Raw genomic sequence first — 25,104 nt, forward strand, 5'->3', positions numbered from 1 at the left:
TTGACAGGCAAGCCTCGTTTCGCCATTGGACCGCTTCCCAAAGCGGACCCCATGGACAGGTGGCCGAGTGGTTAAAGGCAGCAGACTGTAAATCTGCCCGGGTTTCCGTACGCTGGTTCGAATCCAGCCCTGTCCACCACCCTCCCATCCGAGGGTGTCCGCCGAACCCCCTAGAAATCCCGGAAAACCTAGCGTATCATCGACGCATCGTCCGCATGCGTCCGGTGCAATTTGCCTGCAGCCGGAGCGTAGTGTGGGGGAAGTGTGGGGGAAGATTGTCTTTCCCCCACAATCGTGTTCCCCAGAATGAGGGGAGAAAGTGTGGGGGAAGATTCCCATGGGCAAACTCACGGCGGTTGCAGTCAAAGCCGCTCTCGCGAATCCGGGCACGTACCAGGATGGTGACGGCTTGTTTTTGAAGGTCGACAAGCGGGGCGGGGCGTCGTGGACCCTCCGCCTGCAACGCGACGGCAAGCGTCAGGACATCGGGCTGGGCAGTGCGAAGTTGTTCACTTTGGCGCAGGTCCGCGAGAAGGCCGGCGAGCTTCGCAAGGCGGTCAAGGTCGACCGGCGCGACATATTGGCTGAGCGGAAGGACGAGGCGTCTGCCAAGGTGACGTTTCGCGAGGCGGCGCGGCAATATCACGCCGAGAACGAGGCGGGATGGAAGAGTGAGATCTACGCTCGTCAGTGGCTTTCCAGCCTTGAGAATTATGCCTTCCCTAAACTGGGCGACGAGCAGACCGGTGCGATTGTCGCGGCTGACATCATAAACGTGCTCACGCCGATCTGGCAGGAGATACCCGAGACCGCTCGTCAGGTGCGCAACCGGATCTGCACCGTGCTGGATTATGCGCATGCAAAGGGTTGGCGTTCACGAGAGGCTCCCTCAGGTAATAGCAGCCTGAAAGCGGGGCGTGGCTTGCCGCGGCAACTCAAGAAGACCGAGAATCGCAAAGCTATGCCATATGCGGCTTTGCCCGGTTTCATCACTGCATTGCAGCGAAAGCCATCCTACAGCAGGCTTGCCCTGGAACTACTCATCCTGACCGGTGCGCGCAGCCAGGAGGTGCGTCTGGCGACCTGGGACGAACTCGACATCGAAGCGCGGCTATGGACTGTGCCCGCCGATCATATGAAGCGTGGCAAGTCGCATATCGTGCCGCTGTCTGATGCCGCGCTGAAAGTGATTGCAAAAGCGCATGCTTTCAGGCTCCCGGACACAGACGTGATTTTCCCCGGTGCGAGTGGGAAGAATATGTCCGATATGACGCTGCTCAAAGTCCTTCGTGACATGGCTGAGCCTTTTCATGTCCACGGCTTCCGGTCGACATTCACCGATTGGGCGGCGAACGAGGGTTTCCCCGATGCCGTTGTGGAAGCGGCGCTTGCGCACAAGACGCCGGATGCAGTGCAGGCCGCTTACCGTCGGACGACCTACCTCGGGACTGCGGAAAAGCCTGGCGAGCGTGTCAGGCTCATGGGTGCGTGGGGCAGTTATTGCCTCGGCCGCAAAGTTGTTGCGGACGACGGGGAACAGACAGGAGGCGGAGACGCGGAGTAGACGAGCCGTTTTCCCTATCAAGCGACGAAACGTGATTATCATCGCGGGCCAAAAAGCAGTTCGCATCCTTGTTGTGAACGGTAGCTCACTTCCCTGCCTCCCCCCAACCGCGCGGGGGAGAGCAAGAGGGAAGGGGGCGCTTCGCGACGGTTCGAAGGCCGAGAGAGAGTCTCTTGGTCGGCCGTCGCGGAGATAAGTCATGGCTTCCAAGCAAAAAATCACGCTCGATCAACCGCAGGCCATCCCGCTCGACCGGTTGCGGCTTTCGGACGCAAATGTTCGGCGGATCAAGCCCGGCCAGTCAGTTGCCGAACTGGCCGACAGCATCGCACGGCGCGGGTTGCTGCATAACCTGAATGTCCGCCCGATCCTCGATAGCGAAGGCAACCCTACCGGTGACTTTGAGGTGCCGGCAGGCGGGCGACGCTACCGCGCGCTCCAACTGCTGGTGAAGCAGAAGCGGCTCGCCAACAATGCGCCGATCCCGTGCAGGGTACGGGTTGCGAACGACGATATCCTGGCCGAGGAGGACAGTCTCGCCGAGAATTCAGAGCGCGTAAATCTGCACCCGCTCGACCAGTTTCGCGGCATGCAGGCGCTCGCCGCCAAGGGGAATGCCGTCGAGGACATTGCCGCACATTTTTTCGTGACGCCGGCGGTGGTCAGGCAGCGCCTCAAGCTGGCGAGCGTCTCGCCAAAGCTGCTCGACATCTATGGTGACGACGGCATGTCGCTCGAGACCCTGATGGCCTTCACGTTGACGGACGATGAAGAGCGCCAGATTCAGGTCTGGGAGATGGTCGAGCACGACTTCCAGCCGTCCGCTTCGTTCATCCGCCAGAGGCTGACCGAGAACAGCGTCCGCGTATCCGACAAGCGTGTCCGCTTCGTCGGGCTCGACGCCTATGTCGAGGCGGGTGGCAGTGTCGTTCGCGACCTGTTCGAAGTCGATCACGGCGGCTGGCTCACCGACGTCGGCCTGCTCGACCGGCTCGTCGCCGAGAAGTTCGAAGCCGAAGCGGCGCGGATCGGCGAGGAAGGCTGGAAATGGATCGACGCCGCGATCGAGCATGTCTTCAATCCGGGGCGCGGCATGCGCGTCCTTGCCGGCGACGAAGTCCCACTGAGCGCGGAGGAGGAGAAGCTCGGCGCGGACCTCGAAGCGGAGGGCGAAGCGCTGAGCAACGAATGGAGCGATGCGGACGAGGTTCCCGACGAGGTCCACACCCGGCTCGAGGAGATCGACGCCGAGATCAGCCGCATCAACGACCGCCCGATCGTCTTCGATGCCGCCGAGATCGCCATTGCCGGCGCGTTCGTCTCGATCGATATCGACGGGAGGCTGAGCGTCGAGCGCGGCTATGTGAAGCCGGAGGATGAACCCGAAGCCGAGCCGGAGGAGGGCGATCAGGGCACGGACGAGGGCGCGAACGACGCAGGCGCCGGCGACGGCAGTTCCAAGTCCGTGTCTTCGGCTCCCGGCCAATCTGCGGCCGTGCCCGAGGACGATGAAGGAGCCTTGAAGCCGATGTCAGAGCGCCTCGTGTCCGACCTCACGGCGTGGAGAACGCTCGCGCTACAGGACGCCTTCGCGAAGTGCCCGGAGACGGCCTATATCGCCGTGCTCCATGCGTTCGTCCTGTCCTGCTTTTACGGTTACAGCCGCGAAAGCTGTCTGCAGACGTCGATCAACTCGGTCCATTTTTCCAACGCTCCGGCAGGTCTGCGTCACTGCGCCCCGGGGCAGGCGATCGCGGAACGCATCGACGAATGGCGTGGTCGCCTGCCGAAAAGCGACAAGGAGGTCTGGGACTGGCTGCTTGAACTCGGCGACGAGGACCGCGCGAGCCTTCTTGCGCATTGCGCCTCGCTCGGCGTCAATGCACAGGCGGAGATCGTCCGGGGCTATGACGGCCGCGTCTCGGCGCACGGGATCGCCCGGCGGCTGGCGCACAGCCATGTGCTCGCGCGGGCCGTGGGGCTGGATGTCGTGGAGGCCGGCTGGCGCCCGACCGCCGACGGCTATCTGAGCAGCGTTCCGAAGCCGCGGATTCTTGCCGACGTTGCCGAGGCACGCGGCGAGAATTTTGCTGGAATGATCGACCACTTGAAGAAGGGCGACATGGCACGCGAGGCCGAGCGCCTGCTCGAAGACGCTGGCTGGCTCCCCGAGCCGATGCGGACGCCCGAACTCGAGAGCGCTGCCATCCCGGCGCCGGAGGCAACGGCGCCGGCCAACGACGAGGCGGATGGCGAGCTTCCCGCCTTTCTCGCGGATGAGGGAGGTGAGGATGCAGGCGATCCCGAAGCGATCGGCGCCGAATGAATCTCCGCCGCGCATAGCGGCACCCTGAAGTCCCACCTCGAAAGCCCGGCCATCGCGCCGGGCTTTCGCTTTTTCACGGAGAATGAAAATGCGAAATGAAATTCAAGCAAACGCGCCGGCGATGCCGGTCCTCGTCGCGGGAGGTCATCATGGCTGACCGCGTCTCTATATCGTTCAAGCTCGGCGGCCATCTCACGCCCGAGACCTGGCTCGCACTCGCGGCGGTCATCGCGGGCGAGAGCCTTTCCATCGAATGGGACGGCCCTGCCTTTGAGCCTGCTCATCGCACGGTCGGCGAACCGCTCGAATTGTTCGCGAACGAAGTCGCCTGGGGGAAGGTGGAGCCGCTCGAAACCTTCTGCCAGGATCATGGCCTGCCTTACCGGTTCTGGGCGGGCGGCTTTTTCGCCGAATGGAGCGCCGAGCGGATCGTCTTCCGCGGAGAAGGCACGCCTGACAGCTTCATCGTCGACGAATCCGATCGCGTTCTGATCGACAGGCATGAAGTCGTGCGCCGCGGCAGTATCGAGGGCATTCTCCGCTATTTCGACGAGGCCGACTTCACCGTGCCGCCTCTCGTCGTCGAAGGCGATCCCGATATTCCCGCCGAGGCGGACGGGCAGGAGACGGCCCATGGCTGATTATCATTCGCCGACGATCGTACGCCCGGACATTCCGCGCGCCGCGATGACCTTGCTCGAGCATCGGCTTCTGATCGGGATGTTCAGCCACGAGGGAGGCGAGGACGAGGTCTATTTCTTCGCGGAGGAATATGTGAACGACCTGCTGCATCTCGACCTTGCCGAGGTGCATCAGCTGCTCGAGGTCGATCCCTTTCCGGACAGCTACGCCGTCACGGTGATCCGGGATCACCTGCGCAAGCTCGATCCGGCAGAGGGCGAGCTGGCCCTCGACATGTCGGTGATCGGCTATGAGGGCATCTTCCAGGACATCGTCAAACGCTGCGATGCGCTCGATGATGTAGAGGTCGTCGCTGCCTGGACCTGCACCAAGATGCGGCCCGACGGCTTTGGCGGGATGGCGACGCTGATCACCGCCGACGCGATCGAAACGATGTCGACGGCCTCCTTCCTCGACGAGGCACGGCACCGGCTGCGATCGGGAACGCAGGCCGGAGCCTAATCAATCGAACATTCCACTCTGGCCCGGCCTCAGCCCCGGGCCTTTTTCATTTCAGGAGATTGTCATGGCCGAGATTATCGAGACGACGGTCTTTGGGCTCGAGGAACTGTCGGACGACGCGAAGGAGAAGGCGCGGGACTGGTATCGCCAGGGCGCCTTCGATCACGACTGGTATTGGGCCGTCTATGAGGATTTCGAGCGGATTTGCGAGATCCTCGGGGTGAACCTCGCGACCTTGCCTGTGCGCCTGCACGGCGGCGGGTCTCGACGGAAGCCCTGCATCTGGTTCTCGGGCTTCGCAAGCCAGGGTGACGGCGCTTGCTTCGAGGGCGACTATCGCTACGCGCGGCGGTGCGCCTCGGCCATCCGCGACCATGCGCCGAAGGACGAAGAACTGCACCGGATCGCCGACGCATTGGCCGCGATCCAGTGGCGTAACTTCTTCCAGCTCAGCGCGCGCATCAGCCACCGCGGGCGCTATTATCATGAGTATAGCATGGAGATCGGCGTACAGCGGGACAGCCCTGCGTATCAGGATATGACCGTGACCGCCGAGGACGATCTCAGCGAAGCGCTGCGCGACCTCGCCCGCTGGCTCTATGGAAAACTCGAGGACGAGAGCGACTATCTGACCTCCGAGGCGGTGGTCGACGAGGCGATTGTCGCCAATGGCTACAGCTTCACCGAACAGGGTGAGCGGTTCGGATAGAGGAGAGGCGGGCCGGGAAGGGATGAGCCACCGGGTCCGAGAGAGAGCGGCCGGCGGCTTGTTCCTGCCCGCTCTCCCCGAGGAATTTCCGAAATGCAAAGCCTGCCTTCGCGCGCGGCGTCCGCCGCGGCGCTCCATTCTGCGCCCGTTCCAGCCAGCCCCATCGCCGCGCAACTACTTGCGGCGGGCGAGGCCATCGTTCCGCTGCTCGAAGCGGGCCATCCCTTCGACACGGTCGCGCTGCGCGCGGCGATGATCGGGGCTTTTGGCGCGAGCGACGCGGAGGGCGCTTGGGATTGGAAATCTGCCTATGACGCGTGCGAGGTCGCGCAGATCCTCCTGCTCCGGCGCTACGGCGCCACGCCCGCGGTTCGCAAACTCACCGCGATTGCGCAGCTCGCGATGTGGCAGCGGCTCGCGGGCCGCATTCCGACGCATACGCGCCGCTCGTCCGAAAGCCAGGCGATGCAGCAATTTTCGACCCCGCTGCCCTTGGCGTTCGTTGCCGCCCAAGCCGCCTCGATCCAGCGGGCTGACGTCGTGCTGGAGCCATCGGCCGGAACCGGCATGCTCGCCATTCACGCCGAACTCGCCGGCGCCCGTTTCGCGCTCAACGAGCTGGGCGAGAGCCGCGCCGACCTTCTCGATTTGCTGTTCGCGCCCTCCACGGTGACGCGTCACGACGCCGCGTCGATCGACGACAGGCTGGGTTCCGACGTTCGTCCGAGCGTCATCCTCATGAACCCGCCCTTTTCGGCGGTCGCGAAGGTCGAACGCACGATGCGCGATGCGGCCCTCCGGCATATCGCCTCGGCGCTTGCGCGACTGCAGGACGGCGGCCGCCTGATCGCGATCGTCGGCGCGAACTGCTCGCCCGATGCGCCTGCCTGGCGCGACGCGTTCGTGCGGCTGCAGGCACAGGGCACGATCCTTTTCTCGGCGGGGATCGCCGGCAAAGTCTATGCAAAGCACGGAACCACGACCAGCACGCGCCTTCTCGTGATCGACAAGATGCCTGCCGCCGATGCTGCGGTGATCGCGCCCTCGCGCGGCGAGGCGGATGACCTCGGTATCTTGCTTCAATGGGTACGTGCGGACGTGCCGTCGCGCTCGCCCCCGACACCTCCGGAAGCGCCGGCCCGTGATGAAGTTGCGGCCGTCGTCGGCCCTCGGGTTAAGGCCGGGAATGGTGCGGTCCGACCGACGTCGTCCTCCGCGGCTCCGGTCGCGGCACCCGAACTCGCCTATGAGCCTCGCGACTGGCAAGCGCCGGAGGGTCAGCTCGCCGAGGCGATCTATGAGCCCTACGCGCTTCAGTCGCTTGCGATCCCGTCTTCGAAACCGCATCCGACCGCGCTCGTCCAGTCGGCAGCAATGGCGTCGGTGGCGCCGCCCAAGCCCTCCTATCGGCCGCACCTTCCCGAAAATCTGATCGCCGACGGAGCGCTGTCCGATGCTCAGCTGGAGTCGATCATCTATGCGGGCGAAGCGCATGCCGGCCACCTTTCGGGCACGTGGACGGTCGACGAGACCTGGGACATGGTCACTGCTGCGAGCGAGGATAATGAAGCCGCCGTCCGCTTCCGCCGCGGCTGGTTCCTCGGCGACGGCACCGGCGCGGGGAAGGGGCGGCAGGTCGCGGGGATCGTCCTCGACAATATGCTCAAGGGTCGGAAGCGCGCCGTGTGGATATCGATCTCCGACCGGTTGCTCGAAGACGCGCAGCGCGACTGGTCGGCGCTCGGTCAAGAGCGGCTCCTCGTGACGCCGTTGTCGCGCTACCGGCAGGGAAATCCGATCAAGCTTCCCGAGGGCATCCTCTTCACCACCTATGCGACGCTGCGAAGCCAGGGGCGCGAAGGCAAGGCGAGCCGCGTCGACCAGATCGTCGAATGGCTGGGCGCTGACTTCGACGGGGTGATCATCTTCGACGAGGCCCATGCGATGGCGAATGCCGCCGGCGGGAAGGGCGACCGCGGCGACCAGAAGCCCTCGCAGCAGGGACGGGCGGGATTGCGGCTGCAGCACGCGCTGCCCGATGCGCGCATCGTCTATGTCTCGGCGACCGGCGCGACGACGGTGCAGAACCTCGCCTATGCACAGCGGCTCGGCCTCTGGGGCGGAAGCGATTTCCCGTTCGCGACGCGGAGCGAGTTTGTCGCGGCGATCGAGGATGGCGGCGTCGCGGCGATGGAAGTGCTCGCGCGCGACCTGAAAGCGCTCGGCCTTTACGCGGCCCGGTCGCTCTCGTTCGATGGCGTCGAATATGAGCTGCTCGAACATGCGCTGACCGACGAGCAGCGCCGCATCTACGACAGCTATGCCGCCGCCTTCCAGGTCATCCACAACAATCTCGACGCCGCGATGGAAGCGGCCGGGGTCACGAGCAGCCTCCACGGCACGCTCAACGCGCAGGCGAAATCGGCGGCGCGCTCGGCTTTCGAGAGCACCAAGCAGCGCTTCTTCAATCACCTCATCACCGCGATGCAGACGCCGGCGACGATCGCGAGCATCACCGCTGACCTCGACGCGGGCCATGCGGCGGTGGTGCAGATCGTTTCGACCGGCGAGGCGCTTCAGGAGCGGCGGCTCGCGGAGATCCCGACCGAGGAGTGGGGCGATGTGTCGGTCGACATCACGCCGCGCGAATATGTCCTCGACTATCTGGCGCACAGCTTTCCCGTGCAGCTTTTTGAGCCGTGCGAGGACAGCGAAGGCAATCTCTCGTCGCGGCCAGTATTCGACGGTGAGGGCAATCCGGTCGTCAACCGCGAAGCCGCCCGCCACCGCGACGCGATGATCGAGAAGCTCGCCTCGCTGCCGCCGGTCCCCGGCGCGCTCGACCAGATCGTGCAGCATTTCGGGACCGACCAGGTCGCAGAGGTGACCGGGCGGTCGCGGCGGATCGTGCCGGTCGGCGGCGAGGGCGAACCGGTGCGCTTCGCGGTGCAGAACCGTCCGGGCAGCGCGAACCTCGGCGAGACCCGCGCCTTCATGGGCGACGAGAAGCGCATCCTCATCTTCTCGGAAGCCGGCGGGACGGGGCGATCCTATCATGCCGATCTCGGGGTCCAGAACCAGCGGCGGCGGATCCACTATCTGCTCGAGGCGGGCTGGAAGGCCGACGCCGCGATCCAAGGGTTCGGGCGAACCAATCGCACCAACCAGAAGCAGCCGCCGCTCTTCCGTCCCGTCTCGACCGACGTGAAGGCGCAGAAGCGGTTCATCTCGACGATCGCGCGGCGGCTCGACACGCTTGGGGCGATCACGCGCGGCCAGCGCCAGACCGGCGGCCAGAATATGTTCCGTCCGCTCGACAATCTGGAATCGCCCTATGCCCGCGATGCGCTTCGCCAGCTCTACGGGCTGCTTGCGGACGGGAAGGTCGATGGCTGCTCGCTGCTTGCCTTCGAGGCGGCAACCGGCCTGTCGCTGCTCGACGATGGCGGTCTCAAGGACGAGCTTCCACCGATCACCACCTTCCTCAACCGCATGCTCGCGCTCACGATCGATCTCCAGAATATATTGTTCGAGGTGTTCGAGGGCCTGTTGTCGCAGCGGATCGAGGGTGCGATCGCGTCTGGGACTTATGAGATGGGTCTCGAAACGCTGCGTGCGGAAAGTTTCACGGTCGCCGCGCGCGAGACGATCTACACGCATCCCGGGACCCGCGCGGTGACGCAGCTCCTCACGATCGAGCGCAAGGACCGGGTGTCGCCGATCAGCCTTGCCGATGCGCTCGAGGTCGCGGCCTCGGGGATGGGCGTTCTCGTCATGAACAGCCGGTCTTGCCGCGCAGCGATCAAGTCGCGTGCGCGCAGCATCATCGATGACGATGGCGCGGTGCACCGGCGCATCCGGCTGCAGCGGCCACTCGAGAGGCTTCATATGCTCGCCAACGACTATGAGGGCACGAACTGGGAGAAGTGTTCCGAGGACAGCTTCGCCGCCGCCTGGACCAAGGAGCTCGGCGAGCTTCCCGAGTTCGAACATTCGACGTTGCACATGGTCGCGGGCCTCTTGCTGCCGATCTGGAAGCGGCTGCCGAAGGAATCGGCGCGCGTCTATCGGCTCCAGACCGATGCCGGCGAACGGCTGATCGGGCGCAAGGTCTCGCCTGCATGGGCGGCGGCGGTGACGGGCGAGGCGCCGACGAAGCTGCCGATTGCCGACGCCTGGCGCATGCTGCAGGCGGGCGAGGTCGTGCTCTCGCTCTCCGAGGGCCAAATATTGCGGCGGGTGCGCGCGATGAACGATTGGCGCGTAGAGCTTACGGGCTTCAACGACCTCGGCGTCGAGCGCTTGAAGGCAATGGGCTTGATCTCCGAGATCGTCTCGTGGAAACTGCGGCTCTACGTGCCGGCAGGGGCTGCTGGCGCCGACGTGTTCGCTGCGCTCGTCGATCGGTTTCCGATTGCGCGGGTCAGCGATCGCAAGGCCGCCTGAAGGAGCCCCGCATGTCGAGTCCAGCATCCGAAGTTGCGCGCCGTCTCGGGGAGAATGCCGAGGCGGTGTGTCGCCGTTATCTCTCGAACGGGCGCCGTGAAGGCCACTATTGGATGGTCGGCGACGTCCGCAATTCTCCGGGGCGAAGCCTCTATGTGCGGTTAGCCGCCAGTGCCGATGGTGGCGCGCCGGGGAAATGGACCGATGCTGCGAGCGGCGATCATGGAGATCTCCTCGACATCATCGCCGCGAGCTGCGGCCATCCAGGCTTTCGCGAAACCTTGGAGGAAGCGCGGCGATTTCTGAGTCTGCCACTGCCGCCCGAGGGACCGCGAAACCCGACACCCGCAAAAGCTCCTTCTGGGTCCCCGGAGTCGGCGCGGCGGCTGCTCGCGGCGACCAAGCCATTGAAGGCTAGTCTCGGCGAGGCCTATCTGGTCGGACGATCGATCACCGACCTTCTTCCGGACTATCCGCTGCACTTTCACCCGCACTGTTTCTACCGGGCCTCCAGCGACGATGCACCCGGGGGACGACCGGCGTGGCCGGCGATGATCGCGGCGGTGACTGACCTCGCCGGGACCGTCACGGGCGTGCATCGGACCTGGCTCGATCCCGAAACGAGCGATAAGGCGCCCATCGCCTGTCCGCGCCGCGCCATGGGACATCTTCTCGGCAATGGCGTCCGCTTCGGAGCATCAGGACGGGTCATGGCGGCCGGCGAAGGGATCGAGACCATCCTGTCCTTGCGCCAGGTCATACCGAACCTGCCGATGATCTCGGGCCTCTCGGGAGCGCATCTTGCCGCCATCGCCTTTCCCGAGAAGCTGAAGCGGCTCTACATCGCGCGCGACGATGATCCCGCCGGCGACGCTGCGCTCGCCACGCTCAGCGAGCGTGCGTCGCAAAGCGGCATCGAAGTCCACCCGCTCGAACCCCGGCATGGCGACTTCAACGGCGATCTCAGGGCCGTTGGCCGAGCCGCGATGGCCGCCTCGCTTCGCAGTCAGCTCGTTCATCCTGATCGCCTGACGTTTCTTTGATCTCTTCGGATCGGCCGGAAGGGACAGGGGGGAGGCGGGGCCGCGCGATTTCCGCTGCGGGCACGCGCCCGGCCTTCGCGAGAGGGCGACTGCGGCAGGCGGGCCGGGGCCGCAATGGCGGGCGCGCGACTATTTTCCGCCGGGGCCTTGCGGCCCCTTTGCATCGCGAAACAAAATAGCCGCACGCCCGCCATCCTCCGCTGCGCTCCGGTCGCGGTACACCGCGATGCAGTCCCGCCCCGCATACCGCATTCCGTCGCCACGAAGGCCGCACGAGGTGCGGCCCGGACAGACGGAGATCCACGATGCACGGCGACACCACCCCCAATGACTACCCGGCTGAACCCGGCACGACCGCCTATCTGCTGCAGGAGATGCAGCTCTTCGGTCACCGGCCCTTCGAGGATGAGCCCGACCCGAGACCGCTCCCCGACGCGCATCTCGCCGGCGGCGCGATCGCCGATATGTTCGATGCGCTGGCAGGATGCCTTGCGGATACCCGGATCGAACCCGATCTCGACGACCTGCTCTGGAACCTTGTCAACATCTTCCACCGCTCCGGCGAGCGGATCGAGCGGCAGCTCGATGACAATGAGCAGACGCAGCGACGGCTTCAGCGCGAACAGGATGGCAGCGAGATCCGCTCGGTCGAGCTCGAGCGGGCGACACGCGAAGGCATTTCGCTGATTGAACGCCGCGACGCGATGGAGTTCTTCCGCGAGGCCGCCGCGGAGCAATTCCGGCTGCTCGTCCGCAAGGCCTGGGCGCCGCGCACCGGGTCGCGCGCGCACCATCGCAGCCTGACGGCATCGATGATCGACAGCCGCGACTTTCTCGACGCGCGGCTTCGCGAGAAGGCCGCGGCCTTGCTGCCCGAAGGAACTCGCATCGCCTTTACCGGCGGGAGCGACTGCGACGACCACAACGCCATCTGGAGCGCGCTCGATAAGGTCAGGACCCGTCATGCCGATATGATCCTCCTCCACGGAGCAACGCCCACCGGCGCCGAGCGAGTGGCAGCCTGCTGGGCCGACAGCCGCGGTGTCGCACAAGTCGCCTTCCGTCCCGACTGGAACCGGCACGGGAAAGCGGCACCGTTCAAGCGCAACGACCGGTTGCTCGAAGCGCTGCCCGTTGGTCTCATCGTCTTTCCGGGAACGGGGATTCAGGACAATCTTGCAGACAAGGCGATGAAAATAGGCATTCCGCTGTGGGATTTCCGCAGGGGCTCCGGCTGAGCCGCGGAATTCCGCGGCTATGCAGAAATTGCCTCAATCTGGTTCTATCTCTGGAATATATTTGAATAATATGGGGTTAGCCCGCACTTTCAGATTCTCCCAAGATCGCCTGGACCAGCGGTGATCGGCCGTCGCGGGCCGGCCAGCCTTGTAAGAGGGCAACGCCGCACGCACTGACGAGGGGCTCGCGGACCCGGCAGGTCGGAAACGCCGGTCGGCGCGCCAAGGGTCATAATGCCGACGATGGACGCCGCGCATGCATTCGCGCTCGACGTCAGCCGTGTGAAGGACAAGGCAGGTCTTGCCGACCTGCTGCAGGAAGCCTGCTCGCGAATGGGGTGCTCCTGGTTTGCACTCAGTCACCACATCGACTTCATGGCCGATCCGGACCGAGGCGTTCGCGTCCACAATTACCCGGAAGAGTGGGCGCTGTGGTTCGACGAGCGGCGGCTCGGGGTCACCGACCCCGTCCACCGCGAGAGCCAGCGCAACATGTCGGGTTTCCTCTGGCACGATATGAAGACCGAGCGGCCTGAAGACGAAGTCATTCTTGCCGAGGCGCGGCGGCACGGCATCGGTGACGGTCTCACCGTGCCGGCGCATCTTCCCGGCCATGCGCATGGCTCCGTTTCGTTTGCGTGGAAGCCGGGTAGCTCTGCGAGTGCCGACGCGCTGCAATTTGCGCGGATGATTGGCGGTCCCGCTTTCGATGCGGCGCGCCTGATCGCCTATCCGGATCTCGCGCACATCGGGCCACGCCTTACCCGTCGGCAGCGCGAGGTGCTGATATGGGCAGCCAAGGGCGAGTCCGTGCCCAGAATAGGGCTAAGACTTGGTCTCAGCCCGGATACGGTACGTGAACATCTGCGCAATGCCCGCCAGCGCTACGAGGCCAACGGCGGCATCACGCTCACCGTGCGCGCGTTGTACGACGGCGACATAAGTTTCGAGGACATCGCCAAGCGCTGAGAAAAATCGGGGACACCCCCCGATCATGCTATGGTGCAGCGGCGAAAAGCCCTTCAATTGGAACGCCTCTTTTCAAACGGAGGCAAATCCATGCTGCTTATTGTCGATTCCACCAACCGGGCGCTCGAGCATAAGGCGATGCGCACGATGTTCGAGGCGCGCAAGCGCGTCTTCATCGATCTTCTGAATTGGGATATTCCTGCGCTGGCCGATCGCTTCGAGCTGGACCAGTTCGATAACGTCGATGCCACCTATCTGATCGTGACCGATCCGGACGGCGAGCATCTCGCCTCGGCGCGGTTGTTACTCACCACCCGGCCTGCCCTCCTCGACAGCCTCTTCCCGGGGCTGGTCGCAGGGGACGTGCCGCAGGGCCGCAACGTCCTCGAAATCACCCGCTTCTGCCTGTCGCCGGGCATCGGCGCGCGGCAGCGGCGGATCGCGCGCGACGCGCTGCTGGTCGGGCTTGCAGAGTTCGCGCTCGCCAACGAGATCTGCACCTATACCGGCGTTGCCGAGCTGCCCTGGTTCCGTCAGATCCAGACCTTCGGCTGGGACTGTCACTCACTCGGCGAGCCGCTCCTCCACCGTGGGCAGGCGCTCGTTGGCCTCCGTATCGATATCGATGCCTCCACCGTCGCAAAACTCGCGGCCGCAGGCATCGTCAGCAATGCAGTCGCGGCCTCGGCCGCCTGCGCAGCCTAAGGAGGGTAAGATGCTGATCAACCACGGCGCCCTCGACGAGCGATCTCATCGATCCCCTGCCGCAAATGCCCTCATGGACCGCGGCTATGCGGTTCTGCAGGGCGCCGCTCCGACATCGCTTATCGAAGCGATCGCGGCGGATCTCGGACCACGCTACGAGGCGACGCCCTTCTGCGAGGGCGGTTTCTATGGCGAGCGGACCAAGCGGTTCGGCCGCCTCCTGATCCGCTCGCCGCATATGGCCGATCTCGTGATGAACCCGGCGATCCTCGAATTGGCTGAGACTGCGCTCGGAAACTGGTGCGAGCGGATCCAGCTCAATCTCGCCCAGGCGATCGAGCTGCGTCCCGGCGCGCTCGCGCAATTCCCGCACCGAGACCAGGATATGTGGCAAGGTGCGCTGGGCGAGGTCGAATATCTGGTCAATGTCATGTGGCCGCTGACACCCTTCACCGAGGAGAATGGCGCGACGATCATCTGGCCCGGCAGCCATGGCGTCGAGGCCTTGGTCGAGGAGCCCAAAGAGGCGCCGATTATTGCGGAGGCCGAGCCCGGCGACGCGATCGTCTTCCTCGGCTCGACGCTGCACGGCGCCGGCGGAAACCGGAGCCGCGACGTCCGCCGCGGGATTATCGTCAGCTACTGCCTCGGTTGGCTGAAACCCTATGAGAATCAATGGCTCGCCTATCCGCCGGAGATTGCGCGGACCTTCTCGCCCGACGTGGCGGCGCTTGCTGGCTACGCGCAGCACCGGCCCAATCTCGGCAACTTCGAGGGACAGTGCCCATCGGTCCTGTTCGGTGGCTATCCCGAGGACCCGATAGCCGCGATCGATGCGCTGCGGCCCGATCAGCAGGCACTCCTCGCCGACTATGTCGCCGCGCAGCGGCCGGAAGGAGAAGGCGGGCGCGGGGCGCTGGCGGCATGAGCCCGGGCGCCACGATGGAGCGGGTCTATCTGGATCTGAAGGCCCGCATATTGTCGGGCGCCTATCCGCCAGGCACCCGCCTCGAGGCCGCGCAGCTTTCGAGAACGCTCGCCTCGAGCGCCACCCCGGTCCGCGACGCCCTCTATCGTCTCTCGGGCGAGCGGATCATCGAGAGCTGGCATCAGGAGGGCTTCCGCCAACCCCTCCTCAGCGAGGCCGACCTGGTCGACCTTTACGGCTGGGCTGGCGCGCTTTTGTCGATGGCGCTCAAGGGGCGGTCCCCGCGGCCTGACTTGCCCGGTGGTCTCATTGACCTTGCGACGCACGACTCATATCCGGAGGCGATCGAAAGTCTCTTCAGGACCATCGCGATCGGTAGCTCCAACGGCGAACTTCGCGCGGCAATCATCAATATTGTCGAGCGGAGCATGACAATTCGCGCGTTGGAGGCCCGCGTAGATGCCGATGCCGGGGATGCGTTGAAGGCGATGGCGGAGGATTATCGCTTCGGGCGCTGGAGCGCATTGCGCAGCAAAATCACGCGCTTCCATCGCCGACGGGCAGCGTTCGCGGGGCGCGTTGCTGCCGAGATCCGCAAGCGCTCGGAGCCGCTGCGATAATATTCGGAAGATATGAGTCGTATAAAATTCCTATACGGCGCGGCCGGCCTAGCTTCGATCGAGCCGCAATTCCGCGGCATGTTGGAAGGAAACGATCATGGATCGCGAAACCAATGAACTGATCGAACTCGGCACCGTTACGACGGACACCGCCGGCGACGATCCGCTGGGCATCGAAGGTGCCGGCAAGTTCAAGGTCACCGGGCTCACCCAGGACTGACCACGGCGCCGGGGGCCGGGCAGCTGGCTCCCGGCATCGCCCTTCGATGATCGAGGAAAGGAAATGACCATGGAACGCGAACCCCAAGAGCTCGTCGAGCTCGGCACTGTCACGACCGATACCGCCGGCGACGAAGGCCTGCCGATCGAATCCGGCGGCCGCATGCTGCGCCCCGGTCTCGTCCAGGACTGATGGCACCCCGGGGGCCCGGCCGTGCCGGGTCTCCGGAAGCCCCAGCTATCATGGCAACGGGTTGGCAACTGGCGACCGGGACGGGATTTTGCGAGGTGGGCGGCGAGCTTGTCTTCCTCGATCTCGCCCGCGACAAATATTTCTCGCTGCGCGGGGCAGACCGCGCGGCGTTCGATCGCCTCCGGGCTGGAGAACCCAACGATAGTGAAGCCATGATGCGGCTCGAGCGAACGGGTCTCATCATGCAGTCGCGGACATCGACCAGCATCGGACCGACCGAGATCGATGTGCCTGAGGATGATCTCATGGCGACGGAGGGACGAACGGGCCTGCGGATGATTGCCACGGCGGCGTTCGCGCTTCGCTGGGCGCGGCGGGCAATGAGGCCCGAGAATATTTCCGCGACCGTCGCCCGTCTTGCCGAGCGAAAGCGCGCCATCGGCGTCCCGGGAGCAGAGGATGCAGCCGCTTCTGTTGCCGCTGCTTATGCCGCGAGCCGCTGGCTCAATCCCATTCCGCCGCGCTGTCTGATCGATGCGCTTGCGCTCGATCATATTCTTCTTGCCCGCGGTATCGTCGCGAGCCTTGTTTTCGGCGTGCGAATGTCGCCCTTCAACGCGCATTGCTGGCTCCAGACCCCCGAGACCATCCTGACCGGCTCGGCCGCCGAGGCGCGTAACTTCACGCCGATCCTGGCCGTCCGGTGAAGCAGGGACTGCTCGCCTTTCTGGGAGCGCCCGACCGCGCAGCGGACGTCGCTGCCGCCGCAGAGCGGCACGGCCTTGGCGCGGTCGCGATCGAGCATGACCATATCCTGTTCGCAGGCTCGGACCTGCCTTCGCGGCGCCTCGCGGACGGCTCGGTCATCCTCGGGGATATCTTCACGCGAACCGGTGTGAGTGTTCAAGCTCCCGCGGATGGCTGGGGTAATTTCATCGCGGTAGCGCGGCAGGGTGATACGCTGACAGTGGAACGCGCGGCGCTGACCGGGATGCCTTTATACTGGTGCCGCCACCCGAACGGAATCCTCTGCTTCTCGCATCTCGAACTCGTCCGCGACCTGTTGTCGGACGTCTCGATCGACTGGGAGTTCGTCGGCCAGGCGCTTGTTTACAGTAATCTCAGGACCGAGCGGACGGGCATCGTGGGTCTGCTCGAACTACTGCCCGGCTGCAGCCTCGCATTCGATGGGCATGGAGCAGCGGTCCGGGCAATCTGGTTGCCGTGGGAGCATGTGGCGAAGCCGGCGGCGAGCGGCGCTGCCGAACTCGCTTTGGCACTCGAACTGCGCGTAGACAATAGTGTGAAGGCCTGGAGTTCGGGCCGCAGCGATATTCTTCTCGAACTGTCGGGCGGGCTCGACAGTTCGATCATCGCCGCCTCGCTGTCTGCGGCGGGCGCGGACTTTTCGGCGATTAACTTCGCGACGCCGGGCGCAGACGGCGACGAACGCCATTTCGCGCGCGCCGTCGCCGAGCGCGTTGGCGCGGCGATGATCGAAGCCCGGAACGACGACACGGGTATCGACCTTCTCTCGCCTCCGGCCAATCTGCACCCACGTCCGGGAGCCTATGGCGTTCTAGCTGGGCTCGACCACGCCTTCGAGGAGGCGGGCGGGGGAAAGGCAAAAGCCGTGATCGGCGGAATCGGCGGCGACAATGTCTTCGCCTTCGACAGCTCGATCGGCCCTGCGGTCGATGCGTTCGAGCAGTTCGGCTTCTCGCGGCGGACCTTTGCCGTGCTTCGCGACGTCGCGCGAGCCGGCGGGGCGACCATCTGGGAGGCGGTCCGCCTGCTTGTCCGTGCTCGCCGCGCCGGGCCGCGCCGCGGCTGGCCACGCGAGGCAAGCTTCTGCAATCAGGCGGCGTTGCCCGCGGAACCTTTTGCTCATCCCTGGGACGACGGCGCAGTTGGCGCTTCGCGGGGCAAGCGCAAGCATGTCGAGGCCATTCGCCGGATCCTGGATTTCGCCGACCGCCCCGATCGCTGGTATGATCGCGACGTCGGCCTGCCGTTGCTGTCGCAGCCGGTCGTCGAACTCTGCCTGTCGATCCCGAGCTGGGTCTGGTTCACGGGCGGCCGCGACCGGGCGGTCGCCCGCGCCGCCTTCGCAAACCGTCTGCCGGCATCGGTGGTGTGGCGGCGCGACAAGGGGCGACTGGAATCGCTCTGCACCGCAGCCTTCCTGCGGCAGCGGCACGAACTGGGCAAGCTGCTGCTGGACGGCCGTCTCGCCGCGCGCGGGCTGCTCGATGCCGCGAGCATATCTGCCTATATCGAGGCTGCCGACGTCGTCGGCAATTTCGACTATTTCCGATTGCTCGAGATCGCCGATGTCGAGCGCTGGGTCCGCGCGGTCGAAGCTTCTTCCTTCTTCAGTCCGAGCAAAGACCAGCGCTGATATTGCCCGGCTTTGGCAGGATCGGGGTCGATCTCGTCCTTCAGCCAGTAGCGAAACCAGTCGAGGTTGCGCTGATAGGCGGCGAGCTTCTGCCGGGGCTCGGCCTTGATGTGCGCCGCGAACGGGAAGATGTGCATCTCGGCCAGCCGGGCGGTCGCGAGCTTGCTGAACAGTTCGAGCGAGAGCCGCGCTTCATGCTCGGGAAGCTGCATCAGCAGCGGCGCGTGAATGTTGGTTGTGTCGAGCGCCGCTGAAAGGCGCTTCCAGCCGTCCGGCGATTCATCGGGCGATCCGACCTTCCAGACCTCGCGCACATTCTCGATGAAGGTCTCGCGCCCGGGCCGTGCGTTGAACCAGTAATAGCTCGGTTCGAGCTGGACCGAGGCGATCGAGGCGGCCTTGAGCAAGTCGCTGTGGCGGAGGGTCCAGGTCGTGACTTCGCTCCCGAAGCTGAGGCCGCCCATACCGACCCGTGCCGAATCAACGATTCGGCGCTTCGACAGCAGTTCGATCGCGGCGCGCACCGCCTCCATGCCCTGTTCGTATCTCGCTTCTCCGACCGCGCCGCTCGGCACCGAATTGATGCAGAGCGCGGCGATTCCGTTCGCGGCGAGCGCGCGCAACGGCCACTCGTCGCCAACGCCGCCGCGCAGATATCCCGAGCAGCGATAATATGTGACGAAGAGCGGCAGCCGCCCGGGGATCTTCGGGCGGATCAAAACGCCCGACGCACGGCTGCCGCTCACCTGCCACGCGATGGTTTCGGCAAGGAGCCCTTCGCTGTCAGGATCTGGATTGGGGGAGGAGATGACGGTCTTGCTGCCGCCCTCGCCGATACGGACGAGGCGCGGCGCGATATCGGGTGCGGCTTCGACGCAGAAAATGGCAGCCTGCGCCACGGCGCATGGAAGATAATGGGTGCGGCTGCCCGAAAGTTGCCCGTCCGAAGCGGCGAGGCGGGTCAGCCTTGCTGCGCGTGCCGACCAGCCGAACAGGGTCTGGCGGTAATCCGGATCATGGAGCGCCACGACCGCGCTTCCATCGCTCCTTTGGACCCACCATGAGAGGCGCTGTTCACCCGGCGCGCACTGGCTCTTCGCGCCACACATGCCGCGGGCTTCAAGTGCGGTGCGGAGCGCGACCGGCAAATCGTCTGGCGAAAGAAGGGCCGGATGCGGCTGCGGTTCGAGCAGCGCCTGATCCGCGGCATCGGCCGCGACGGGTTCGACGGCTCCGGCAGCGTAGAGAAATACGCGGCGCGGCGCGGCGGCGAGCAGCGGCGCTCGATCGAACCAGTCGCCCGAGAAGCGCTGCGTGGCCGGGCGCCCGTTGATGAGGGCGCCATGATAGAGCGGCTGGGCAAGGTCGGTAGCTCTGTCGACGAGGATGCCGGTCTCGCGCTCGGCTTCCTCGGCGCGCGCGATGGTGGCGCGCGACGGACCCTCGCGCGCGACGAGTGCGCCGTCGGCTCGAAACGCGAATGCTTCGATGTCGCTGTCGCCGCCTGCAATCGGACGAAAGCCCGAGCCATCGGTTGCGCTGGCCCACAGGCCGACCCGTCCGTCGACCAGCGCGCGGACGACGAGGCTACGGCTGTCCGGGCCCCATTTGGCCTCTCCGGCGATGATCACGCCGGCATCGTCCAACATTGCGGTTCCGAGACGGCCAAGCGAGCGCGGAGGCGATCGACCGTCGGCTGCGACCAGATACCAGTCGACGTCGATCCGGTTGGTCGCCGTCGACGGCTTCTCGATCCTGTAGGCGATCCAGCGACCGTCGGGAGACGCCGCGAGCGCCGAAATATCGGCGGTCTCGACGATCTCCCTCGGCGTCGTCTGACTGGCCGCGGGCGATGCCGCGGCAAGCAGGGCAAGGACCAGCGTCAGCCTTCCTACCATTTGATCGTTGCCTGGACCGAGATCATCCGTCCGACCGGGCTCGCCTTCTCGGGATCATAGCCCATGGCCGACGTGCTGCTCCGGTTCATGACATAGGGCGGGTCCTTGTCGAATAGGTTGAGAACCGAGAGGCCGAGCTGAAGCCCGCGACCGCTTGTCCCGCCATCGCCGCCGAAGCGCTGCGAGATGGTGAGATCGACCGTTGTCCATGACGACACGGGCTCGGCCGGTACGACGATCTGGTTGATATAGCTGTCGGTGAAGTTGACGAAGGCATTGGCCGAGAAGCCGCCCTTCGACCAGCCCGCGCGCCCGCGCAGGCGCCATTTGACCGGGCTCGCATAGAGGCCGACGACATCGGTGCTCGGGGCGCCTGGCGTGAGCTGCCGCTTGATCGAGAAGATATGCGTGCCGCTGATGCCGAGGTCGAGCGTCCCGCCGGCAAGCTGCGGTGCGTAGCCCAGGTCGAAGTCGATACCACGCTGGCGTTCGGCGGAGAGGTTCCGCGTCTGCCCGTCGAGGATCGCGACGATATCGGTCGGGGCGAAGCCCGACGGATTGAAGAAGGTCGGCTGGTTGAAATAGAAATTTACGAGGTCGAGCGGCGGATTGTCGATGATCACCCCGCCGAAGACGTCGCGGTTCGACAGGAAGCGGAGATAATCCTCGGTCACCGTCCCGATGCGATCGCGATAATCGACATCATAATAGGTGAGCGATGCCCGGAGAACCGGCAGCGAGGGCGGTGCGATATCGAAGCCCGCGGTCCAGGTCGTAGCCTTCTCGGGCTGGATATTCGGCGCATAGCCGAACAGCGCGAGAACGGTCGACTGCCCCGTGGGCGACGTGGGGTCGGGCACGTTCTCGACCGAGTAGAGCGAGAGCGCGGGTCCGATCAGCTCGTCGAACAGCGGGGCGCGGAACGAGGTGCCGTAGGAGCCGCGGAGCGCAATGCCTTCCGCGGGTTCCCAGCGCAGGCTGAACTTCGGATTTTCGGTGCGACCGAACTGGTTATAGTCCTCGATGCGCCCGGCTGCTGACAATTCGAGGCGCCGGAAGCCGGGCACTTCATTGTCGGGGCCAAAGATCGGAACCAGCAGTTCCGCGTAGACTGACTTCACATGCCGCGGGCCGGGAAGGCCGGGGTAGGGCGCATTGTTCGGGGTCGCGGCGCTGATGTCGTTCTTGACGAAATAGTCATAGGCCTCGCGCCGATATTCCGCGCCCGCAGCGAGGCGGATATCGCCCGCCGGGAGACGGAACAATGGGCCGTCGGCGCGAAGCGCCGCCGACCAGTTGGAGTAATCGTCGATCGTCCCATAGCTGCCCCGGATGCGGTCGAGCGTCGCGGGATTGTTCGCGGTGCCGTCACCGAACACGTTGAGCGCGGTCGTCGGATTGGTGTCGGCGAGCGCCGCAATCAGACGGGCATTATTGACGAGATTGGTCGCATCGAACTTGCCCTTTTGTCGGCCATAAGCGCCGCCGAGCTGGATGCTCCACGGCCCGAGGCGCTGCTCCAGCCCACCCGACAGGTTGATCGCGCGCACGCGTCCCGACCGGTCCTCGCGGCCGAGATCGTTCGCGAAGCTATAGGTGACCTGCACCGGCTGGTTCGTGCCGATCGGATCGACATAGAAGGGATTGGTGACCGGCACGCGCGATACGCGGAGGAAGTCGCCTTTGGCGATGCGGCGGAAATCACGCTGGGCGGCGAGCGCGTTGACCTTGAGCGTCAAGCCATCGGTGATTTCTACCTCGCCGCCGGCATAGAGGCTGTGGACGCGCTGGCGCGGCAAGATGTCGCTCTCGGCGCGGCCATCGCGTCGGTTCTGGACGCCGGGAAGGAGCTGTGCAGCGGTGAGCACTGTTCCGTTCTGCCCGGTGGGTATGCCGAATATCTGTCCGTTTGCGGCCCGGATCGTGCCCGGTACCGCGGTCGTCGACCGGAAGTCGGGGCCTCCGAAGGGCCGAAGATCCTCGCGCGCAAAATCGCGCTTCGCGCCCGCGAGGGCGCCGCGGTTCGAATATTGATAGGCGAGCATGACATGGCCGCCGCTCCACCGCTTGCCGAGGAGCTGGCTGAACTGCACTTCGCTGAAGTCGCCGTCGGCAGTTCCCGCGCGGATTGTCGTTTCGGCGCCTTCGAAGCGGTTGCGAATGCGAACGTTGACCACACCCGCGACAGCGTCGGCGCCATAGATAGCCGACGCGCCATCGGTCAGCACCTCGATCCGCTCGACCGCGCCCATCGGGATCAATGAGATGTCGGCGAACAGGCCGCCGACGCCGCCGAGGGCGGGTCGCGAGCCGTCGATCAGGACCAGCGTCGACGAGGTGCCGAGTCCGCGGAGGTTGATGCTCGATCCGAGCGTCGCGTCATTGCCGGTGCCGTTGCGCGTCGTCGCGCCGGTCGTCGCCTCGTTCGAGCCTCCACCAAATGCCTGTGGGAGCGATTGGAGCAACTGCTGGACCGTGCTGTAGCCGCTCTTCTCGATGGCTTCCCGGTCGATGGACACGACCGGCGACCCGGTGGGACCGGCCCCTCGAATACGCGAGCCAGTAACGACAATCGATTCTCCGCCGGATTCAGTCGATCCAGTTTCCTCGGCATCGGCGTTTCCCGAGCGCAACACCCAGGCCCCTTCGACCAGTTCGACATTGAGGCCGGTACCGGCAAGCAGACGCGAGAGAGCGGTATCGGGGTTCAGGCGACCCTGAACACGGGCGCTTCGCTTCCCCTCCACGAGGCTCGTCGAAGCAATCACTTCGCGGCCTGAAATCTGTGAATAGCGTTGCAGCGCCGAGCCGAGATCTTGCGCGGCAATGTTGTAGCTCTGCTGAACGGGCTGTGCCTGCGCCTGCGCGGCGGGAACCTGAATCGCGATTGCCGCGGTGCCCACCGAGAGCATCGCCGCCAGAAACTTGTACTTCATTCTACCTCCCCAAGCGGCCACCGATGACCGTCTGGGGGTGCAAAACACCGGAAAGGAGATTTCCCCCCTCTCCGATGGGAATTATTTTTCGCTGAGCGTGATCGCGTCCGGTCGGTCGGTTACCTGGAGCCCCAATGCCGCGGCGAGCTTGCGGGCAAGGCTTGCGCCGTTGGTTACGTCAAAACGGCCTGTCACCGGGAGCGAGGACAGGGCGGGATCCGCGAGGCGGATGGGTCTCGAGTTCACTTTATTCGCGGTATCGATCACCGCCCCGAGTGGAAGTCCGTCGGCGGCAAGCATCGTCGTCGGTTCCGCTGTCGGCACCGGACTGCTCATCGCCGGGATGAGGCGTGGACCGTTTTCCGAGACTTCGGCACTCTCGCCGGGGGCGAGGCGGACAATCTTTGCCGTTCCGCCGAGGCGAACCTCCACTGAGCCGCGCACGAGTTTGACCTTGGGGGCGTTCGAGCGCGCATCGACCTCGAACACCGTGCCGAGGGCTTTCGTCTCGGAGATGCCGGCGACGACGATGAAGGGGCGGGCGCTGTCGTGCGCAACATCGAAGCGTGCGCGGCCGCCGTGCAAGCGGATCCGGCGCTCGGTCTCGGAGAATTGCGGCTCGGCCCAGGCGCCGTCCATCAGGGTCACAGTGGAGCCATCGGCGAGACGAAGCTGGCCGGGCAGCATGGGACCAGCTGCTAGCTGGGGCGTGTCGCTTTGCCGCGCCATGTGCCAGGCGAAGGCGAGGGCGATGCCGACCGCGGCGATCGTCGCGACGGCCCAGCGGAAACCGCCGGTCGATCTGCGTTCGGTCCGCGCCTTCGCATCGATACGGGCGCGCGATGCCGTGCGAGCCACCGCGACATCATCCTCGGACATAGCAAAGGCCTCGGCATTGCCGGGCTTCGCATACCATTGCTCGAAGGCCTCGCGGTCGGCCTCGGACGGTGTTCCGCGCATCCGCACGGCCCATTCGGCCGCTTCGCGCTCGACGGACCTCACGATTGCGTGTCTCGCGCCTTGCGAATGGCCATACGGGCTTTGACGAGATGCTTTTCCACGGCTTTTTCGCTCATGCCTTTGATTCGTCCGATCTCGGAATAGCTGAGATCGTCGAAAGTTTGCATCAGGAATACATCCCGAGTGGTTGGATTCAGCTTTGCGATGGCGTCCTCGACGCGGCGCAGCGTGTCGCGGTGTTCGAGCGCGGCATGGGGGTCGGGCCCCGCGACGTCATGGTCCTCGAAACTATGGTGAGCGCGGACCTCATTACGAACCCCGGAACGTGCCCGATTCTTGAGGATCGCCCGTGCGGCAGTCGCGACATAGGCCCGCGAGGCCTGGAGGAGTCCTGTTCCCGTTCCCTTTGCGCTGAAAAGGCGGCGGAATGTCTCCTGCACGAGATCGGGTACCTCTTGCGGCGGCACACTGCGCCGGAAGATCGCGGTCACATAAGGCCGTTCGGCCGCATAGATCGCTTCCGCGCGACCGGCCGTGCCAGCGCCTTCCCAATCGCCCGGCGGCAGCGGATCGCCCGACGACAGCGCGCGCCGATTTGAGGGGTCGTCTTCGAAATCCATTTGCCATCGCCTACCGGTCGGGCAGGGGCGGCTAGCCGGGCGGTAAGAACATATTCGGAAATATGTGCCGCCGCCTTTAGCCCGAGGGCCTGGACATACGCGTCGGCCACCCGGCAAGGATGGGAAATCACAAGGCCCGAACGAGGTTCTTACAACTCGGCATCGCGCGCCTTCTTGCCCGATGCA

20 protein-coding genes and 1 tRNA gene are annotated in these 25,104 nt (G+C 65.2%); 17 read left to right on the top strand and 4 right to left on the bottom strand.

The annotated features are described in order from the left end of the window. Positions 1–53 precede the first annotated feature (53 nt). The 17 genes from VGN68_RS18180 (at position 54) to VGN68_RS18260 (ending at position 18,504) form a co-directional block, all read left to right on the top strand. A tRNA-Tyr gene (locus VGN68_RS18180) sits at positions 54–139 on the top strand. Between the two features lie 198 nt (positions 140–337). Next, positions 338–1,564, top strand: coding sequence for a tyrosine-type recombinase/integrase (locus VGN68_RS18185; protein ID WP_327478763.1), 1,227 nt, complete (start codon positions 338–340; stop codon positions 1,562–1,564). A 199-nt stretch (positions 1,565–1,763) separates the two neighbouring features. Continuing rightward, entirely contained in the window at positions 1,764–3,890 is a 2,127-nt protein-coding gene (locus tag VGN68_RS18190) for a ParB/RepB/Spo0J family partition protein (protein ID WP_327478765.1), read from the top strand. Positions 3,891–4,039: 149 nt separating this feature from the next. Beyond that, entirely contained in the window at positions 4,040–4,531 is a 492-nt protein-coding gene (locus VGN68_RS18195; RefSeq protein WP_287407510.1) for a hypothetical protein, read from the top strand. Then, on the top strand, positions 4,524–5,033 hold the full coding sequence (locus tag VGN68_RS18200; protein ID WP_327478769.1) for a hypothetical protein: 510 nt from the start codon (positions 4,524–4,526) through the stop codon (positions 5,031–5,033). The genes VGN68_RS18195 and VGN68_RS18200 overlap by 8 nt, the downstream gene beginning before the upstream one ends. A gap of 64 nt (positions 5,034–5,097) precedes the next feature. After that, complete coding sequence (locus VGN68_RS18205) at positions 5,098–5,742, top strand: antitoxin of toxin-antitoxin stability system (RefSeq protein ID WP_287407508.1); 645 nt, start codon at positions 5,098–5,100, stop codon at positions 5,740–5,742. 93 nt (positions 5,743–5,835) lie between these two features. Continuing rightward, positions 5,836–10,188, top strand: a complete 4,353-nt coding sequence (locus tag VGN68_RS18210; protein WP_327478772.1) for a strawberry notch-like NTP hydrolase domain-containing protein — start codon at positions 5,836–5,838, stop codon at positions 10,186–10,188. An 11-nt stretch (positions 10,189–10,199) separates the two neighbouring features. Then, on the top strand, positions 10,200–11,231 hold the full coding sequence (locus VGN68_RS18215; RefSeq protein ID WP_287407506.1) for a DUF7146 domain-containing protein: 1,032 nt from the start codon (positions 10,200–10,202) through the stop codon (positions 11,229–11,231). Between the two features lie 305 nt (positions 11,232–11,536). Then, positions 11,537–12,469 carry a DUF2493 domain-containing protein gene (locus VGN68_RS18220; RefSeq protein WP_287407505.1) on the top strand — a complete coding sequence of 311 codons (933 nt, stop codon included), beginning with the start codon at positions 11,537–11,539 and terminating at the stop codon, positions 12,467–12,469. Between the two features lie 234 nt (positions 12,470–12,703). After that, positions 12,704–13,438, top strand: a complete 735-nt coding sequence (locus VGN68_RS18225; RefSeq protein WP_287407504.1) for a helix-turn-helix transcriptional regulator — start codon at positions 12,704–12,706, stop codon at positions 13,436–13,438. Between the two features lie 30 nt (positions 13,439–13,468). After that, positions 13,469–14,143 carry an acyl-homoserine-lactone synthase gene (locus VGN68_RS18230; protein ID WP_327478776.1) on the top strand — a complete coding sequence of 225 codons (675 nt, stop codon included), beginning with the start codon at positions 13,469–13,471 and terminating at the stop codon, positions 14,141–14,143. Between the two features lie 10 nt (positions 14,144–14,153). Further along, on the top strand, positions 14,154–15,071 hold the full coding sequence (locus VGN68_RS18235) for a phytanoyl-CoA dioxygenase family protein (protein ID WP_287407503.1): 918 nt from the start codon (positions 14,154–14,156) through the stop codon (positions 15,069–15,071). Next, positions 15,068–15,691 carry a GntR family transcriptional regulator gene (locus VGN68_RS18240; RefSeq protein WP_287407502.1) on the top strand — a complete coding sequence of 208 codons (624 nt, stop codon included), beginning with the start codon at positions 15,068–15,070 and terminating at the stop codon, positions 15,689–15,691. The genes VGN68_RS18235 and VGN68_RS18240 overlap by 4 nt, the downstream gene beginning before the upstream one ends. 97 nt (positions 15,692–15,788) lie before the next feature. After that, positions 15,789–15,911 carry a hypothetical protein gene (locus VGN68_RS18245; RefSeq protein WP_267463757.1) on the top strand — a complete coding sequence of 41 codons (123 nt, stop codon included), beginning with the start codon at positions 15,789–15,791 and terminating at the stop codon, positions 15,909–15,911. 69 nt (positions 15,912–15,980) lie between these two features. Then, positions 15,981–16,103 (top strand): hypothetical protein, encoded by a 123-nt coding sequence (locus tag VGN68_RS18250; protein ID WP_267463756.1) that lies wholly within the window; start codon positions 15,981–15,983, stop codon positions 16,101–16,103. Positions 16,104–16,153: 50 nt separating this feature from the next. Then, positions 16,154–16,810, top strand: a complete 657-nt coding sequence (locus VGN68_RS18255; protein ID WP_287407501.1) for a lasso peptide biosynthesis B2 protein — start codon at positions 16,154–16,156, stop codon at positions 16,808–16,810. Then, on the top strand, positions 16,807–18,504 hold the full coding sequence (locus VGN68_RS18260) for an asparagine synthase C-terminal domain-containing protein (RefSeq protein WP_287407500.1): 1,698 nt from the start codon (positions 16,807–16,809) through the stop codon (positions 18,502–18,504). Before VGN68_RS18255 ends, VGN68_RS18260 begins: the two co-directional genes overlap by 4 nt. On the opposite strand, the gene VGN68_RS18265 is transcribed toward VGN68_RS18260, so the two are convergent. The 4 genes from VGN68_RS18265 to VGN68_RS18280 all read right to left on the bottom strand — a co-directional run bounded on the left by VGN68_RS18265 (position 18,411) and on the right by VGN68_RS18280 (position 24,918). After that, on the bottom strand, positions 18,411–20,402 hold the full coding sequence (locus VGN68_RS18265) for an Atxe2 family lasso peptide isopeptidase (protein WP_287407499.1): 1,992 nt from the start codon (positions 20,400–20,402) through the stop codon (positions 18,411–18,413). The genes VGN68_RS18260 and VGN68_RS18265 overlap by 94 nt on opposite strands. After that, the gene (locus VGN68_RS18270; RefSeq protein ID WP_287407498.1) at positions 20,396–23,338 is read right to left on the bottom strand and encodes a TonB-dependent receptor; all 2,943 of its coding nucleotides are present in this window, start codon (positions 23,336–23,338) and stop codon (positions 20,396–20,398) included. Before VGN68_RS18270 ends, VGN68_RS18265 begins: the two co-directional genes overlap by 7 nt. Before the next feature lie 81 nt (positions 23,339–23,419). Beyond that, positions 23,420–24,340, bottom strand: coding sequence for a FecR family protein (locus VGN68_RS18275; RefSeq protein WP_287407497.1), 921 nt, complete (start codon positions 24,338–24,340; stop codon positions 23,420–23,422). Further along, the gene (locus tag VGN68_RS18280; protein WP_287407496.1) at positions 24,337–24,918 is read right to left on the bottom strand and encodes an RNA polymerase sigma factor; all 582 of its coding nucleotides are present in this window, start codon (positions 24,916–24,918) and stop codon (positions 24,337–24,339) included. Before VGN68_RS18280 ends, VGN68_RS18275 begins: the two co-directional genes overlap by 4 nt. Positions 24,919–25,104: the final 186 nt, after the last annotated feature.

This window comes from Sphingopyxis sp., assembly GCF_035998965.1.
Classification (GTDB): Bacteria; Pseudomonadota; Alphaproteobacteria; order Sphingomonadales; family Sphingomonadaceae; genus Sphingopyxis.